Source organism: Chamaesiphon sp., from assembly GCF_041738855.1.
Classification (GTDB): domain Bacteria; phylum Cyanobacteriota; class Cyanobacteriia; order Cyanobacteriales; family Chamaesiphonaceae; genus Chamaesiphon.
In genome coordinates, this window is the sequence record NZ_JBGSPA010000035.1 from 50,523 (window position 1) to 66,908 (window position 16,386).

The 16,386-nt window shown below is 46.4% G+C and carries 19 protein-coding genes; 7 read left to right on the forward strand and 12 right to left on the reverse strand.

Features of this window, described 5'->3' with window-relative positions; all coding sequences use genetic code 11:
- Positions 1–14 precede the first annotated feature (14 nt).
- Both ubiE and ACEW9I_RS04545 read left to right on the forward strand, forming a co-directional pair.
- The gene (gene ubiE / locus ACEW9I_RS04540) at positions 15–728 is read left to right on the forward strand and encodes a bifunctional demethylmenaquinone methyltransferase/2-methoxy-6-polyprenyl-1,4-benzoquinol methylase UbiE (protein WP_373539176.1); all 714 of its coding nucleotides are present in this window, start codon (positions 15–17) and stop codon (positions 726–728) included.
- Positions 729–888: 160 nt separating this feature from the next.
- Positions 889–1,278 carry a heavy metal-responsive transcriptional regulator gene (locus ACEW9I_RS04545; RefSeq protein ID WP_373539177.1) on the forward strand — a complete coding sequence of 130 codons (390 nt, stop codon included), beginning with the start codon at positions 889–891 and terminating at the stop codon, positions 1,276–1,278.
- A gap of 307 nt (positions 1,279–1,585) precedes the next feature.
- On the opposite strand, the gene ACEW9I_RS04550 is transcribed toward ACEW9I_RS04545, so the two are convergent.
- From ACEW9I_RS04550 to ACEW9I_RS04565, 4 genes are all read right to left on the reverse strand, one after another.
- On the reverse strand, positions 1,586–2,266 hold the full coding sequence (locus ACEW9I_RS04550; RefSeq protein ID WP_373539178.1) for a response regulator transcription factor: 681 nt from the start codon (positions 2,264–2,266) through the stop codon (positions 1,586–1,588).
- Between the two features lie 116 nt (positions 2,267–2,382).
- A complete protein-coding gene (locus ACEW9I_RS04555; protein WP_373539179.1) occupies positions 2,383–3,522 on the reverse strand; it encodes a spondin domain-containing protein in 1,140 nt (379 codons plus the stop codon).
- A gap of 178 nt (positions 3,523–3,700) precedes the next feature.
- Positions 3,701–5,149, reverse strand: a complete 1,449-nt coding sequence (locus ACEW9I_RS04560; RefSeq protein WP_373539180.1) for a sensor histidine kinase — start codon at positions 5,147–5,149, stop codon at positions 3,701–3,703.
- A complete protein-coding gene (locus ACEW9I_RS04565; RefSeq protein ID WP_373539181.1) occupies positions 5,149–5,760 on the reverse strand; it encodes a cupin in 612 nt (203 codons plus the stop codon). The genes ACEW9I_RS04560 and ACEW9I_RS04565 overlap by 1 nt, the downstream gene beginning before the upstream one ends.
- A 300-nt stretch (positions 5,761–6,060) precedes the next feature.
- Between ACEW9I_RS04565 and ACEW9I_RS04570 the strand changes: the two genes are divergently transcribed.
- Together ACEW9I_RS04570 and ACEW9I_RS04575 are read left to right on the forward strand one after the other, a co-directional pair.
- On the forward strand, positions 6,061–6,585 hold the full coding sequence (locus ACEW9I_RS04570) for a TlpA family protein disulfide reductase (RefSeq protein ID WP_373539182.1): 525 nt from the start codon (positions 6,061–6,063) through the stop codon (positions 6,583–6,585).
- Between the two features lie 173 nt (positions 6,586–6,758).
- Entirely contained in the window at positions 6,759–7,619 is an 861-nt protein-coding gene (locus tag ACEW9I_RS04575) for a cytochrome c biogenesis protein CcdA (protein ID WP_373539183.1), read from the forward strand.
- Positions 7,620–7,720: 101 nt separating this feature from the next.
- Here the strand turns inward: ACEW9I_RS04575 and ACEW9I_RS04580 are convergent, their stop codons facing one another.
- The 3 genes from ACEW9I_RS04580 to ACEW9I_RS04590 form a co-directional block, all read right to left on the reverse strand.
- A complete protein-coding gene (locus tag ACEW9I_RS04580; protein ID WP_373539184.1) occupies positions 7,721–8,254 on the reverse strand; it encodes a GNAT family N-acetyltransferase in 534 nt (177 codons plus the stop codon).
- A gap of 8 nt (positions 8,255–8,262) precedes the next feature.
- Positions 8,263–8,862 (reverse strand): tRNA-(ms[2]io[6]A)-hydroxylase, encoded by a 600-nt coding sequence (locus ACEW9I_RS04585; protein ID WP_373539185.1) that lies wholly within the window; start codon positions 8,860–8,862, stop codon positions 8,263–8,265.
- Positions 8,863–9,007: 145 nt separating this feature from the next.
- Positions 9,008–10,252, reverse strand: a complete 1,245-nt coding sequence (locus ACEW9I_RS04590; RefSeq protein WP_373539186.1) for a CCA tRNA nucleotidyltransferase — start codon at positions 10,250–10,252, stop codon at positions 9,008–9,010.
- Positions 10,253–10,294: 42 nt separating this feature from the next.
- On the opposite strand from ACEW9I_RS04590, the gene ACEW9I_RS04595 reads away from it, so the two are divergent.
- Positions 10,295–10,543, forward strand: coding sequence for a Ycf34 family protein (locus ACEW9I_RS04595; RefSeq protein WP_373539187.1), 249 nt, complete (start codon positions 10,295–10,297; stop codon positions 10,541–10,543).
- A 110-nt stretch (positions 10,544–10,653) separates the two neighbouring features.
- On the opposite strand, the gene tsaE is transcribed toward ACEW9I_RS04595, so the two are convergent.
- From tsaE to ACEW9I_RS04610, 3 genes are all read right to left on the reverse strand, one after another.
- On the reverse strand, positions 10,654–11,094 hold the full coding sequence (gene tsaE / locus ACEW9I_RS04600; protein ID WP_373539188.1) for a tRNA (adenosine(37)-N6)-threonylcarbamoyltransferase complex ATPase subunit type 1 TsaE: 441 nt from the start codon (positions 11,092–11,094) through the stop codon (positions 10,654–10,656).
- Positions 11,095–11,279: 185 nt separating this feature from the next.
- On the reverse strand, positions 11,280–12,707 hold the full coding sequence (yvcK, locus tag ACEW9I_RS04605; protein ID WP_373539189.1) for a uridine diphosphate-N-acetylglucosamine-binding protein YvcK: 1,428 nt from the start codon (positions 12,705–12,707) through the stop codon (positions 11,280–11,282).
- Between the two features lie 64 nt (positions 12,708–12,771).
- Positions 12,772–12,954, reverse strand: a complete 183-nt coding sequence (locus tag ACEW9I_RS04610) for a hypothetical protein (protein WP_373539190.1) — start codon at positions 12,952–12,954, stop codon at positions 12,772–12,774.
- A 77-nt stretch (positions 12,955–13,031) separates the two neighbouring features.
- Between ACEW9I_RS04610 and ruvC the strand changes: the two genes are divergently transcribed.
- Both ruvC and ACEW9I_RS04620 read left to right on the forward strand, forming a co-directional pair.
- On the forward strand, positions 13,032–13,520 hold the full coding sequence (gene ruvC, locus ACEW9I_RS04615; protein ID WP_373539191.1) for a crossover junction endodeoxyribonuclease RuvC: 489 nt from the start codon (positions 13,032–13,034) through the stop codon (positions 13,518–13,520).
- A gap of 79 nt (positions 13,521–13,599) precedes the next feature.
- Positions 13,600–13,842, forward strand: coding sequence for a hypothetical protein (locus tag ACEW9I_RS04620; protein WP_373539192.1), 243 nt, complete (start codon positions 13,600–13,602; stop codon positions 13,840–13,842).
- A 123-nt stretch (positions 13,843–13,965) separates the two neighbouring features.
- On the opposite strand, the gene ACEW9I_RS04625 is transcribed toward ACEW9I_RS04620, so the two are convergent.
- Positions 13,966–15,582, reverse strand: coding sequence for a pentapeptide repeat-containing protein (locus ACEW9I_RS04625; protein ID WP_373539193.1), 1,617 nt, complete (start codon positions 15,580–15,582; stop codon positions 13,966–13,968).
- Positions 15,583–16,190: 608 nt separating this feature from the next.
- The coding region (locus ACEW9I_RS04630; protein ID WP_373539194.1) for a hypothetical protein at positions 16,191–16,386 on the reverse strand (196 nt) is incomplete at its 5' end.

Below are 16,386 nucleotides of genomic sequence, written 5' to 3' on the forward strand. Positions count from 1 at the left end.
TAATCGACAGATAGATGACGACTAAATCAACTTATACATCCACAGATATCCAGGCAATTTTCAATCGCATTGCCCCAGTATACGATCGCTTGAATAACGATCTGAGTTTAGGGATGCACTGGGTTTGGAAACAAATGACAGTAACTTGGAGTGGTGCAAAAGCAGGAGATGTTTGTCTGGACTTGTGTTGTGGTAGTGGCGATCTGACGCAACTATTGGCAAGACAAGTGGGTAGTGTCGGAACTGTTATCGGGGCTGATTTTGCACCAGCCCAACTCGAAACTGCCGCAGCCAGAGTTGCGAGTATTTATCCATCACTCGATCGGATTGAATGGGTAGAAGCTGATGCGCTAGATTTACCATTTGCAGACAGTTATTTCGATGCCGCGACGATGGGTTATGGCTTGCGAAATGTCACAGATATTCCTCGGTGTCTGCAAGAGCTGTATCGAGTTTTAAAGCCTGGTACCAAAGTCGCAATTCTCGATTTTCATCGTCCCGACAATAATCTGATGCGGCAGTTTCAGCAATGGTATTTGGATGCGATTGTCGTTCCCAAAGCGACTCAATTGGGGATGATGGCTGAGTATGCTTATTTGAATCCTAGTCTCGATCGGTTTCCAATGGGTGCGGAACAGGTAAAGTTGGGATTGGCAGCGGGATTTAGTCGGGCAACTCATTATCCGATCGCTGGGGGGATGATGGGTATTTTGGTATTGACTAAATAACGTCAGCTCGAGTGAAGAAAGGAGGTGGCGTTGAGCTAAAAGGTATTACTATCAATTATGGCATTTGTCCTGGTTTAAAATCATCAGGCTTTTGAGCGGGTAAAATTTCAATCTGCTCATCTACAGCAGTAGATCTCACAATTAAACTAATTTTATTTTTATGAAAATTGGTCAATTATCGGCAAAGAGTCACGTACCAATTAAGACAATTCGTTACTATGAAGAAATTGGTTTGTTGCCAATACCCGATCGCAATGAAGGTAACTTTCGATTGTTCTCACCAGAAAATATTTCTCGCTTATTGTTTATCAAACGTTTGCAGTTATTAGGTTTGAGTTTGCAAGAAATCAAAGAGTGCTTGACGGTATTCGATCGAGGTGAGCTACCCTGTGCTGATTTGCAGGTCAAGCTCAAGCAGCATGTCAAGACGATCGATCTACAAATTCAAGATATGATGGCTCTAAGGCAGCAACTTTGTGAGACCCTACAAAATTGGGATGAAAGCCCGATCCCACAAGCCAATATTATTTGTCCAAATTTGCAGGCTTAAGTACTTGACTCTCCAGTCAGAGGGAGATTATATGATGATATTAATTGCTCAAATCATCGCTCGTAATCGAGCTAAAATATATGACTACTCAATCGATCGGCTGTACTTGTACTTCATGTAACTGTTCTGTGTGCATGTGTGGAATCACCGCAACAAGTGAGTCTTGCTGCGCTAACAAAAGTTCTACGACAAGTAATGCTCCAGCTACCACCTGCGGTTGTGCTAAAAGTTAGTAGCAGTCAATAGCAGAAGAGTTGCTGGGAACTCCAAGTTCTCCCAGTAACTCTTTTTCTTTATTCGATCGAAATCAAGCATAGTCTCTGAGTACATATCCCACCCCACGTACTGTATGTAGCAGGCGTTTAGGATTGCTTACCTCTAATTTGAGCCGTAAAGCACGAATGTAGACTTCGATAATGTTCGACTCACCCATAAAATCGTATCCCCAAACTTTTTCCAGAATTTGGTCGCGGGTAATAACTTGGCGAGGATGTCGGAGCAAGTATTCTAACAAATCGAACTCTTTGGCAGTTAATTCAATTATTTGGCTGTTCCGATAAACTTCACGAGTGAGTCGATTTAAAACCAGATCTTCAAATTCAAAAGTATCTGGATCTTCGGGCTGTAGTCTTCGCAATCTAGCTTTCACTCTGGCAAGCAATTCTTCAATGCTAAAGGGTTTGGTGACATAATCATCTGCACCAGCATTTAATCCAGCGACTCGATCGGGAATTTCATCTTTAGCAGTGAGCATAATAATCGGTATCTGAATACCAGTCGATCGCAATCGTAGACAGAGATCTAATCCAGAGATTCCAGGCAGCATCCAATCCAAAATCAACAGATCGGGTTGAATATTTCGTGCCATCGTCAGCCCATCTAGACCATTTTGGGCGACAATAACCTGATAGCCTTCTAATATTAATTCTTCTTCGATCAACCCTGCTAGTTTGGGGTCATCTTCAACTAAAAGAATGCGATCGTGCATATCGATGATTTCCCAACTAGTAAGCCAATAAAAAGGGCAAGAATCTAGTAGTATGACTATTTCGTTTCTTCCCCTTTTTCCATTATATTAGCATTGAGATATGTCAAACTGTTATTTTAGGCAAAAGCAGCTCCCGTAATGCTAGCAGCACTGACATTTCTCAAAATCGCCAGTTCATCATTACCAAAACTAATCACCGTGTTACGACCAACTCCAGAGATCGTCAGATCGCTGAAGTTCAAACCATTTGACAAACCGATGAGGTCGCCGCTGCCAAGATTGAAATCAGTAATGGTGTCAAAGCCTGTGCCTGTAGATAGGCTGAACACATCGCTGCCAGCACCACCTGTTAACCGATTGAATCCATTGCCACCAAACAGAGTATCGTCGCCGTTGCCGCCAACCAAGGTATCGTTACCTTCGTTGCCATACAAATAATCATTACCATCGCCGCCGTGGAGACGATCGTTCCCAAGTCCGCCGACTAGCTTATCGTTGCCGAGTCCACCGCGTAAGTTATCGTCCCCAGCACCCCCATTAATCAGATCGTCTTGTTTAGTTCCAGTCAGATTGTCGTTGCCATCGGTACCAGAGATGGTGTTAAAGATGCGGAACCGAGCGATTTTGTAGTCAGGTGCAGTAAAATCACCATTGACAAATCGAGGATCGCTCAAAATTGGACCGCCTGGAATAAATCCAGTCGCCGCGCGAACCACACCGTTTTCGACAGTACCTGTATTTGGGACTGACTGCCCAAAGAAGGCAGTATTGGCGGGGATTTCATCATTGACTTCGGTACCAGCATCTAAAACTTGGCTGCCGAATACAGTGAAATCAGCACCGATGAAGTTGCCTTTAGCATCAAAGATCTCATGGGCGCGCTCGTTACCATTAGCAATAAAAAAGTCATTGCTAGGCAGGATCATCGAAGCAAAGTTAAAGTAGCGGCTGTTGGGATTACTGGCATCCAAAGTTACCGTAAATGAACCTGTTTCACCTGGATCGATCGGACCAGGCGCACCTACTGATGGCCCAGTAACGGCTCCTGCAACAGTTCCAAATCCTGACTGGAGGAACTCAGCACCAATAACGCTAACGGTACCATCTTCAGCAATTCGCTCTACTCCCAGAGAAGCAGGGCGACCGCGATCGTATGTATCGAACATACCGTTATGAAATCCAAACCAAACAGGAGTGAGCAAGGTACCTTTAGTCGGTGCCAGATTTTCGATTTCAATGGTGAGTTGAGTTTGCATGGCGATCGTATGGGAATAATTTGGTTATGACTGCTAAAAATCAACCGAATCCAGAAGAATTTAAGCAACAATCAAATTAAATGCCAGAAAAATGAGGATGAGATGAAGATTGGCTGGATACTAGATAAAGCTTTGCGTATAAATACTTACAATTCTGGCTCGAACAGAATCCGATCGTTCATGGCAATGATTTCCAGATTGGTAACGCGATTGTAAAAATACTGCCCTCACCTGGCTTCGATCGCAGTATAATTTTGCCATTCATTCCTTCGATTAAACTTTTAGCGATCGCTAACCCCAGTCCCGTACCATCTCTGGAGCGTGTCGATGAATCCTGCGCTCGATAAAATCGCTCGAAAATCCGATTTTGATGTTCTAGAGCGATCCCAATTCCTCGATCTCGGACGTGAATAATTGCTAGATCTCCGGTTTGTTCGATCGCGATCTCGATCGGACTATTCGAGTATTTAATCGCGTTATCCACGAGATTAATCAAAACTTGCATCAGCCGATCTTGGTCGGCGAGTGCGACAATATCTGCTGTAGTTGCCATCATCTCAATGGGATGCTTGCTGACTTTCTGGCTCATTTCGATGACTTCAGCAACCAATGTATTTAGAACGACTGGGCTATGGCGAAAATGAAGATTGCCGCTATCGGCGCGGGCGAGATCGAGTAAATCTTGAAGCATTCGGATCGTCCGATCTGTTTCGGCGATTGCGGTGGAGATGGCATTTTGCTGATGGGGACTCAAATTATCCCCGCGCCGCAATAAACTTTGCAGATAGCCTAAGACTACCGATAGCGGCGTGCGGAGTTCGTGAGAAACGTTGCCCACAAATTGCCGCTGTTGCTCCCATGCCCCAGATAGTCTGACCGTCATATCATTAAAAGCAGTTGCCAGTCCCAGAATTTCGTCTGGAGCCTGCTGGAGTTCGAGTTTCGCCGCGCCCAGATCGTCAGCAGAAACATAGCTGGCAATTTGGCTCATCTGTGCCAAAGGTTGAAGTGTTTTGCGAATTCGCTGGGAGATGGAGATTGTCAGTAGGCAAATTGCCAGTATCCCGATCGCAATGAGTCTATTAATTCCAGTGGTTAATTGATGTCGATCGCTCGTAATATCTTGAGAGAGATATACTTTGCCCACCAGCATACCATTCACGGTCAGGGGATTTCCACATAAGACCAGATAGCGATCGCCATATTGGACGATTGTGGGCTTGACAGGTGCTGCTGTTTGACTAATTGTCTCAACCAGATCGATCGAGGGCATATTCATCCCTGAAGATTTGCTCAAAATCTTGCCATTAGGCTCTTTCACCCAGATTGCTACCCCCGATGTCGAGAGTTTATCGATCGTTCGTTCCAAACTAACTTCAATAGTTTTCCCTTCACTGTACATTTCCACCTGTTCGGGAAAACGCATCGCCACATATTCTAGTAGTTGCTTATGGGAAGTAAGTAAATTTTGCTCCATCTGCCATCCTGCCCAAAATGCGACAGCACTTACCCCGAAGGCAGAAAGAGTCACTAGTTCTAACGTCAGCCGAAATTGTAACGAAGTCGGTGAAACTCGCAGTCTGAATAAGTTACGGATTAGGTTTGAGATGGTTTTGTGGTGGGGCATTAAAAAATCTCAGCAGTAGCGCGAAGGGGATCGAATTCAAAGCGGCGATCGTAATCAGTTGCACCATAGAGATTGAAGCTAATTGTCGGTTCGTCGCCGATGGCTTCAATTTGATGAATTGCATCGGGCATCAAACACAGAATGTCACCAGGGGTGAGAAGGCGATCGGCTGTTGCTTCGATGAGATCGGGAAATTCGGAAGTCGGCGATCGCTGCCAAAAGGTGTTTTTTTCTTGTCCATCTAGTAGTGCCACAATCCCCCAGGTAGCGTGATTGTGGACTGGTGAAGCCGTCCCTGGCGACCAAACCACGGTTTGAATCGTAATCGGAAAATCTGGCTCATCATAGAGCATTTGCACCGACCAACCAGTTTCGGGATCTGGTGGTAAAAAGTTTAGCTGCAACCACTCACAACTATTCAGTAGCCGTCGGACTAAGGGACAGATAAGTTGAAGGCGAATTCGATCGTCACTTTCTCGATCGATGATATCCTCAATATCAGTTAGGAACCGATAGAGTCGATATGGTCGATCGATCCAATCCGCCTGTGCGCCCATCTCAAAAGGAACGCACCGCCCTTCATCCGTAGCCAACCAGTCTCGAGCTAACATGCTTGCTTCCCTAGTATTAGATCTCAAGTTTAAGAGCAGGATTCGAGATCTAGGTGATTCTTCGCTAATGGCAAGATGAATTTTTGCTGAAGATGACAATTTTTCGGCGTTGCTCCGAAATTTAGAGTAGGGGCAATTCATGAATTGCCCCTACTCTAAATTTCGGGGATATCCAGTGATTTTATCCAATCTCCATATGTTCCTCATCTGAGACTCATCTTAGTGGATTTTAATCATAGGTAAGCCCAAAAGATTGGGCACACCGAATCTACACCCAAGTATTTTTAAACAGAGAATCTAATGAAAGTTCAATTTCTTGCTACATTTGCGGCAATCTCATTACTGAGTATTACTGCTGTTGCTCCTAGCATCTTCTTTGGCACAAGCAATGCGGTTGCTAGTTGTGCAGGCAAAAAAAATCCTTGTGCTGCTAAACCCAATCCTTGTGCTGGTAAAAAAGCCACTAGTTCTGTTGGGGGTCCCTTGGCAAAACAATTACAAGGCAAGCCAGTCGTTGTGGATATCTATGCTAGTTGGTGCCCCGCTTGCAAAAACATTGCACCCACTGTTTCCAAAATCAAGCAGCAGTACGGCAACAAAATCACTTTCGTGACATTAGATGTATCTGACAAATCTAGCTTTGCTAAAGCTGAAGCCACGGCTAAACAATTGGGTTTGAGCAAGTTTTTTGCAGCTAACAAAACTCAAACTGGTTCGCTGACGATCGTCGATCCAGCGACCGGAAATATCTTAGGGCAGGAACGTAATAATGCCGATCTAACTGCTTATTCTACCGTACTGGACTTGGCGATCGCTAAAAAGTAGATCTGTTCGTGGAAGTAAATGGATACTCGATTCTCGTTCCGAGAAGAGGCTTCTGCTCAGGCAGAGGCTACGCCAACGCGATTATTCCATTTACACCTACTCATCTGCTCGATTATTCAGCCTAAAAATGATTATTTTAAGTTCAGCATGGTTGTCAGTGTTAGGAAAATTTCATGAAATTAGAACCAGAACAAGATCTTAAATCGCACCCAAACAGGCGCAATCAAAATTATCGAAAATTACCAAAAAAATGGTTGTTGTTAGGTGGACTAGCAATATTAGGTTTGGTATTAGCTTTACTCATTACTAGTCCGATTTCTCAGGCACTCGAATACCTGATTTCACTTGCAGAAAACCGCTATCAGGAATGGTTCTCTAAACAAGATACTGCTAATCCACTAGTATTAATGCCATTAGCTTTTGTTGGTGGGTTAATTGCCAGTGTTTCTCCCTGTATTCTCGCACTATTACCACTTAATTTGACCTATATTGGTACCCGCAATATTACCTCGCGCAGTGATGCTTTTGTGAAGGCGGGATTGTTCGTACTAGGAAATGTCATCATTCTCGGTTTATTCGGGTTAGTATCATCATTTGCTGGTGCAGTAATGGTAGAGTATCGCGGTCACATTAACGTGGCTGTAGGTGCGATTATTCTAATTATGGGTTTTGGCTTATTAGGCTTGATTAGAATTCCCTTGCCTCAAATTAATGTCGATGGCTCCAATTTTGGCCCCTTTGGTGTGGGTTTGACTTTTGCCTTAGTTAGTTCGCCTTGTGCGAGTCCAGTCTTATTTGCCGTTCTCGCTGCTGCTGGTGCTAGTGGTTCGCAATTACTCGCCGTATTAACAATGGCAAGTTATGCCTTTGGTTATACCATTATTATTTTTCTCGCCAGTTTGCTAACTGGTTTTGCCAAGCAAGCAAAGTTATTGTTGAAGCATTCAGAAAATATTACCAAATTCGGTAGTGCAGCTCTAATTTTGGCAGGTATTTACTATCTAGTTACCGGAGTACAATGGTTTCTCGGCTAGTTATTGATTGCGTTTTATTTAAAGATGGTCAATTGCCACTCATAGCTACAGATCTGGACGTTATCGATATTTTGCAGATCGACGACGATTGCCACCAAAGGTTACAGCAATGGCTCACGAGCAGCAAATAGTTCCAATGTTTTGATGTATGCTCGATCGCATCTGGCTGTCTCGACATCAGAAATCGGTTGATAGCCATGCGACTCATAGAGTTTCACGGCTGCTGTCAAGATACTAGCGGTTTCGATCCGAATTTCGCAATAACCACGCTGAGCGATCGCCTGCTCCAATGCCCCTAATAAGTAATTACCCAAGCCTTTTCCTCTGGTTTTTGATGTCAAGTACATTTTCCTAATTTCTACCGCCTTTTCGCTACGTCTAGTTGGAGTAGACGATCCGATCGCGCAAGGGTAATAGGCACTTGTGCCGATAATCTCCCCCTGTGCCTCAATTACCCAAAATTCACCACCGCGATCGAGATAATACTCCTCTACAGCCAAGACATCGCGATCTGCACCATCGGGTTCCCACCCCAATCCATATTCAGCTAAAGCGTTTTCGATGACTTGAGCAGCAGCTAGACGATCGGCTGGTTGCCACGATCGAATCGTATAATTTCGATATTGCTTAAACATATCTCGGCTTAACTATGAATTCTCGGCTCGGGATAAAGTGTCGAGAGTAACTCACTTTCGACGATCGCCAGTTCGGCGAGACGGGATTGGACGATCGAGCGATCGTAATAGGTATCTGCAAGTAACCAATAGATACCAAAATGACGTGCTTCTGATGCCATCAGACTCCGATAGAATGCGGCTAATTTGGGATCGGGGAGATGGGTACCGAGCAGTCCCAATCGCTCGTGCGAACGGGCTTCAATCAACCCGCAAATTAGGAGTGAATCTAGCCTCCGGTGAGGTTCTTGAGTGCGAATTTGACTCATCAAGCCCTTGCCATAAGGTGGCGCATTCAATGCTGACAGGGGAATCCCCCGCTGTTCGAGGATTTGATTGACTTGCTCGAAGTGTTCTAGCTCTTCGCGGGCAATTGCTGTCAGTTGGCGGACTAGCTTCTGGCTCGATGGATACCGGAACATCATGTTGACAGCGGTTCCAGCGGCTTTGCGTTCGCAATGCGAATGATCCAGTAAGATCGTATCAACATTCCCCAAAGCTTGTTCGAGCCAAGCAGCAGAAGTCGGTTGATACAAAGCATTGATAGTTGGTTTGGCAGTGACAGTCATCAGGCAATACTTATAGTGTCATGGGGCGATCGTCTTCTTTACTATACCAATCCAAAGACAAGATTAATTTGACGCTCGATAACCCAGCAACTATATCGATTTTTAAACAGGTATGATATTGCTTCAGCAATGGCGATAGTTTGACTCATTTTTGCTGCTGCTCGATCGATTGTATAAATGCTCGAGCAAATTGGATTGCCTCTGTGGGTGTCGCTATTTTATCCATGATTCTGGCGATCTGAATTTCCGTCAGCAATTTACCAATCATTGGGGATGGTGGTAGTTCCAAACCTGCCATCAAATCACGTCCACTCACCAATGGCGTTGGATGTGCAACTTGGTTGAGCGGATCGCAATAGCGATCGATTAAAGGGGCTAAATTAACTAGCTCGACTCCAGATCCGATCGCCAATACTACCATCAATGAGAAATTATCGCCCACAGCTTGAAACCAGAAATATTGTTCCCTCAGCGACATTTCGATCCCCACTAGTTGCGGTAAATAGGTAATGGCGGTGGTGACTACCTGCATTTCGATCGCACTAAAAGTTAGTCTAGACATCTGCACTGTGGCGAGTTGCAGCTCTGGTGATAATAACAGCATAAATTTACCGATCGATCGCCGCGAGATCGAGATCGTAGCGCGCAACGGTCGATCGAGTGCGAGTACGAGTGCGGGATAATGTCGATCGATCGATTTAACTGCGCGATCGAACTCTGTTAGTCTAGCTGGAAAGTCTGCGCCTACAGGTATCTCTAGCCAACCCATCAAGAGATCGTCAGCCACCATCGCCGCCAACCACTGACTACTAGTTGGTGCTTGCAATAAATATCGTAGCTCTGCGAGTACTCTTTCTGCGGCAACAGTAGTTAGCAAAGGTACTAATTCCCGAATCGCCCGATGTGTTGCAGGCTCGATCGTCAAACCGATCTGTGCTGCTTGACGATAGGCTCTGAGCAGCCGCAAAGGATCGCTAACTAGGTTATCCCGACCGACCATTCTCAGCAGCCGTTGCTGGACATCCTCACTGCCATTGAATGGATCGATCGTCGCTCCGGTTTGGATGTCATAGGCGATCGCATTGAGCGTGTAGTCGCGCCGCGCCAGATCCGCCACAATACTCGCCCCATCCTGCTGCGCGATATCGACTGTCATTCCTGGAAACACCACCCGTGCAATCTGACGTTCGGCATCTAGCAATACAAATCCCGCGCGATATGTTGTCGCCAGTTGTCTGGCTACCGCTACCGCGCTGGTAGCAACTACCAGATCCAAGTCCAATTCGGCTCGGACTCGTCCGAGTAGACAATCTCGCACCGCACCACCAACTACATACACTGGCTGAGGTAAGAGGTTAAGGTCGAATGGTAGATTCGCTAAAAATTGCATAGAATGAAAGATAGTTGGTTAGTCCCTAACCCCTAAAATTTTATGTGTATCTGTATCAATTGCGAATACGTCGATCGCTGTACGACCTATCATGCAGTCGAAGAACAACACCAGCAAGCGCATCTGACGCCTACTCCTGACTTTGAAGCGACTCAGCCCAGCATCAATGTGAATATTCGTACTCTCGCGGATGGGGTAGAGATGGAATGGGATGTAGTCGGTTGTCTGAGTTTTACCCCAGATCGTGGCAAATGGTCGCGGCTGCGTCCGGGTGAATTAATTCCGACTTGAAGTTAGGTTTTAGGTTTTAGGCTTTGCGGATGAAATCACGCGGAGGATACCTGGCGCATGTGTTTCACCAAGCAAGGCTTTAGGCGAAAGTTTGGGTCGAGACTAAAACGTTAAATGTTCTCAAATCTATAAAGTTTGGCAACTCTGCCATCCACGCGATCGTAAGTCAATTCGAGTCGCGTAAAATGTGTCGGTAAATAGTCTAGTCTCTCCGCCCATTCGATCGCGACAATTCCCAATTGAGTCTCAATTCCCGACCAATATCCTTCCAGTTGTAGCTCGTCAACTTCGGCAGTTGTCAGACGGTAGAGATCCAAATGATAGAGCGGTAATCGACCGCCAAAATACTCATTGATAATCGTAAAAGTGGGACTGACGATCGCGTCTCCAATCTCCAGCCCTCGCGCCAAACCCTGCACCAATGTAGTTTTACCACTGCCCAACTCGCCTGTCAACAACAAGACACTACCTGCTGGCAAAGACTTACCTAGCTCCATCCCCAGCATCAGGGTCGCAGTTGGATCTGGTAACTCGATAATTCGCTCTATCATAATATCGATGCGGTTAGAAAGATGCCATAGCAACCTCAACTGAGCAGCTAAGTTGCGGAAGTTGAGGTGTGGTGTGTGAGGCACAAGCCGTAACGCACCGTTGAGGTAATTGAGGTAGGGTGTGTTGGGTGGAAGCCAGAGCGCACCAGATATCGGGAATCTAATTTAGGATCGCTCAGATCCAGCTATCGCGCTACTTTAACGGTTGGGAGTGGTACGACTTTGCCGTTGCTACTATCTTGGGCGCGACGGTAAAAATGAATCAAGGCTTTAGCCAAACGGCGCGGATTGTGACGGAGATAGCGAGTTGTCGGATCTTCTTCCATCACATTGACAGCAAAGATGCTCCGCCCCAATTGTTTCACATCATCGCGATCGAGTAAGACCGGATAAGAATTTTCTTCGGCATAATTTTGCAAACACCCAGCCGAGGGCGGATTTTTCTGTACCAATACTGCATCGAATAATTTGTGACCGCAGGCGCGATCGATACTTTCGATATGATCGGCGACGGTATAGCCAGTTGTCTCACCAGGCTGAGTCATGATATTGCAGACATAAATTCGCGGGACTTGACGTGCTGCAATGGCTTGGGCAATTTCGGGCACGAGCAAATTGGAAATGACGCTAGTATATAAACTCCCTGGCCCCATGATAATATAATCAGCCTCTTCAATGGCGGCGATCGCCGCAGGTAGCGCGGGTGGATGCGCTGGAGTGCAACCAATTTCGACGATTTGGCCATCAGAGCTACCGATGCTCGATTCACCTTCAATGAGACGACCGTCAGCTAATCTCGCCCACAAAGCGACATCTGTCAAAGTTGCTGGTAACACTCGTCCGCGAATCGCCAATACTTTGGAGCTAGCAGCCACAGCTCGTTCCAGATCCCCAGTGATCTCCGACATCGCTGTCAAAAATAAATTGCCAAAGCTGTGTCCCATCAACCCATCACCAGCTTCAAATCGGTATTGAAACAACTCTGTCAACAACTTCTCTTCATCAGCTAAAGCAGCAATACAGTTGCGAATATCGCCTGGTGGTAACACGCCAAAATCTCGCCTCAGCCGCCCCGATGAGCCGCCATCGTCAGCCACAGTGACGATCGCCGTCAGATTGGCACTATAGAGTTTCAACCCCCGTAGCAGAGTTGACAAGCCAGTCCCACCGCCGATCGCCACAATTTTCGGCCCTCGATTTAGTCGTCGATTGTCCCACAGCATATCTAGTAGAGTTTGTCCACTATCTGGACGTAAAACTTTACTAATTTCTCCGAGCGATCGACCATGACCCCAAAATACCAGAAATAGACCGCAACCCAGCACGATCGGACCCGATAAATAGTGTGGCACCACTCTCGCCAAGAACTCAATTACCTTGTCAACAAGCTGAAACAGCCAAAAAATCGGGGTGAGCTTGAGCCAAATTGCCAAGCCCAAAATCGTCATCAGTACGCCAATGTAAATAGTCAATAGCCACCGCTTGACAAAAATCCCTGGTGATAACCACTGGAATAGTCGCCGAAACCGAGGATATTTGCCGCCCTGTGAGGGAAAGGCACTACCGCTGCGACTTAAATTCCTGACTGCTTGTCTAAAAAGACCGATCGACATTATTTTTACTATCAAAAAGTAAGAGAATTGCTAAATTTAGAGATGCACTTGGAATGAGTCAATCTTACAGGTACTCTGACAGATCGGAAAGAGTAAGTTGTAATTTTGGTGACTTTTGATGTGTGGAATATTTGGGCGGGTAGAGCATGACTCGCATCAAGCAGGTTGTGAGCGATCGATACCGCATATACCCATTTAATCCGACTATAATTGCGATCGTAAAGGCGCGATCGCTAGGTTCAGCCATAATACTCACGATTGTGCCTCGGCACATGCCGCCCACGGGGCTTCACCACAGGTTGAGATGAATTTTTGGCTAACTTAATGACAAATACCAGGATTCTCGGTTTAGATCCAGGTTTAGCTAGTTTGGGATTTGGAGCGATCTCCATTTGTACGTACACTCGTCCACCAACAGTGACTTTGATTGACTTTGGAATTATCCAAACGCCAGCTCGCACCGAGATGGGGACTAGGCTCCAGACAATTTATAACGATCTGCACAGCTTGCTTGACGAAATCAAACCGGATTTAGTGGCGATCGAGCAGTTATTTTTCTATAAGATGGGAAATACCATTCCAGTGGCGCAAGCACGCGGCGTAATTTTACTAGCGATTGCCCAGCATCAAATTCCCTGGGTGGAGTTTACACCCAGTCAGATCAAGCAAGCTGTGGCTGGCTACGGCAATGCCAACAAGCCCGAAGTGCAAGCCGCAGTCGCTAGAGAGCTAGCTCTCGACAAAATTCCGCGTCCTGATGATGCGGCAGATGCCCTCGCCATTGCACTCACTGCCTGGTTGCAAATTAGTTGAGCATTCGATGACAACCCTCTAGAGATCGATACCCATATTTATCGATTTTAAATCATTTAAATATTCAATAACTAACCCAATGATTACCAAAATTTCAAATCTAATTAATAATTTATTAACTGCTAATGTCTTCTTTGTGATCTTGAGTTTTGGGTGGTTTATTATTGCAATCGTTGGCAAATATACACACATTCCGATGGGGCTAATGGTGTGGCAAAGCCTTTGGCAGCCGTTATTTTTGCCCGCAATTAGCATATTGATGGGTGGAGCAATTCTCAGTGGAACTATTAGTTATATCTCCAAAAGTCTCAATTCCCAGTGATAAGTTAGATGGTGAATAGTGAATGGTGTAATTGACAAGCTCTTGAGTCTAGTAGGGTGGGTACTGCCCACCACACAGGTTTCAGACACAGCTATCTCATCAATATTTACGCTCACCTACTTACTACCAGAAGCCACCACGCTTCCCATTGGGAAAGACAGTCATAAAATTAGTCTTGGCTTGGTTCAACTGCTCTTCGGTGACTTTGACACCTTTGAGATTTGCGCCACATAGATTTGCGCCATGTAAATTGGCATAGTTGAGATAAGCCTCGCTCAAATCCGCACCGCGCAGATCGGCATTTTGAAGATTGGCATAGCTAAAATAACCTTTGCTCAACACAGTATCCTTGAGCACCGCACCACTGAGATCGGCTTTATCAAATTTACCAGCCGCCAAATTTGCGCCCTGAAGATTGATATGAGAGCAATTGGCATTACTGAGCGTGATGCCTGGTAGATGAGCTTTGGCGAGATCGAGACTACTGATATCTAGTTCGCTAAAAGTTCGTTGTCCGCGTCGGAATGCCGCCAATACCCCCTGCGCATCTAGCTTCAATTGCTCCCGTCGCGGTGTTTGGATCGCTGGAATACCACCAATACCCGTCCTAATATCTGCACCAAAGCGGCTCGGTTCGCTACCGTTTTTGATATTCGTCGGATCGCGAGACTCGCGTTGTTCCCTGATCTTGTCTGCCATCCGCTTGGAGGCAGATGTCGCTGGAGCGGGAGCATTGGGATTGCTAGGCATCCCAGGTAGTGGAGTTTGACCGAGTGGCAGCGGATGATTGGGACTAGTCGCTGGTAGCGGCGGTACTCCTGGGCGCGGGGCGGGGACAACTGCCGTATTTTGCAGTGCGCGCTGGACTTCTTCGACGGACTGATAGCGATATCGCACTGATACCTCCAGCATTTTGCCCAAAACTTGAGTCATGTGTTTGCTCAACTGGACGTGGTTTTGCCACATCATTTCCCCAGTTGAGGGATTGTATTCGATATCTTTGGGCGATCTCCCAGTCATCAGATAGACACAAGTTACTCCCAGTGCATAGATATCACTGGCAAAGATCGGGCGCATTGCCAACTGCTCTGGCGGCGCATAACCGGAGGTACCGACAGCAAACTGGGTATTAGAAGCTTGTTCTACGCCTTCTGGGGTTTCGATCTGGGCGACATAGTTTTTGACAGCTCCAAAGTCGATCAGGACTAGTTTGCCATCCTGTTCGCGCCGCAAGATGTTCGCGGGTTTGATATCGCGGTGGATGACTTGTTGAGAGTGAATATAGGTAATGACGGGGAGAATTTCGATCAGGAAGTCTCGAATTTTGTCTTCTTTGAACAATCCCATCTGTTTGACTTCTTGATGGATCGTATGTCCACTGACATATTCTTGAACGAGATAAAAATTCCGGCGTTCCTCAAAAAAGTCGAGTAGTCGAGGGATCTGAGGATGATTGCCGATTTTGCCTAGCGTTCTAGCTTCCCGCTCGAATAGTTCTCTCGCCATCCGCAGGAATTTTTCGTGATTATTGCTGGGGCGGAGTTGCTTGATCACACAAATCGGCTCGCCAGGAAGGGAGACATCGATCGCGACAAAGGTTGCACCGAAGCCGCCTTGACCCAGTGATTTGGTGACTCGGTAACGATTGCGTACGAGTAACCGCGCGCCACAGGCTTGGCACAGGAAAGCATCGATCGGATTCTTGGGTTGGGGACAGTCAGGGTTTACGCAGTAGCTCATTGAGCCTCACCAGTGGAACATTTCTCTTGACGTACTGTTTTTGATTGCCATAGTCTCCCCTGGGGGCAGTGCGCTTCCATCGTCCAGGAAACCAGACTAGCTCGGACTCCAATCTAGCGAAAATAGCTCGGCGATGCTTGCCTGCCATCATGGTGCATTACTACCACCTCGATGGGTGCGAAATGCTTGAGTTGCAGGGCAAGTAAAGGATTTAGCTATTTGCTTCTAATTCTACCGCTTTTGTTCACACGGTGTGCTGTTACCTCATAGTGGTGTGTAGCTTGAGCGATATTGCTCTAGGGGCGATTGGGCAAAGCCCACACTGTGACTAGCTGTAGGTTTTGACCTAACGGTAGGCGAACGTCAACGCGATCGCAGTGCCTTCAACCAAATCACTCTCGTTACTTTTAAAGTACCCACAAGTCGAGTGGAATCTTGCTTATGGTTGAGAATATTTGAATCGATCGCTAATTAACGTCAGTATCTCCTGTCGGAGAGGCTACGCCAACGGGATAAGAAGAGCCTAGAGACTGAAGTCTCTGCTCATGATGCAAAGTCCGCCTGTCTTGTCTTGCTAAACCCTTGGCAAAGCCGAGGAGCGCAAGCCGCTACGCGGACTGAAGATACAGTCCGCGTAGGCGGACTAACTGGTTTTTAACAAAGAACAGGGGTGAAAATCCCTCACCTTTTAGGTGGATTGTGCTTGGTTCATTTTCATGGACAGGGAACCTCCGCGTGATTTGGGTCGCTAAACCCTCTCCTTGGGAGACGCTGCGCGTTGGCGTAGCCTGCGCCTTGCGCTTA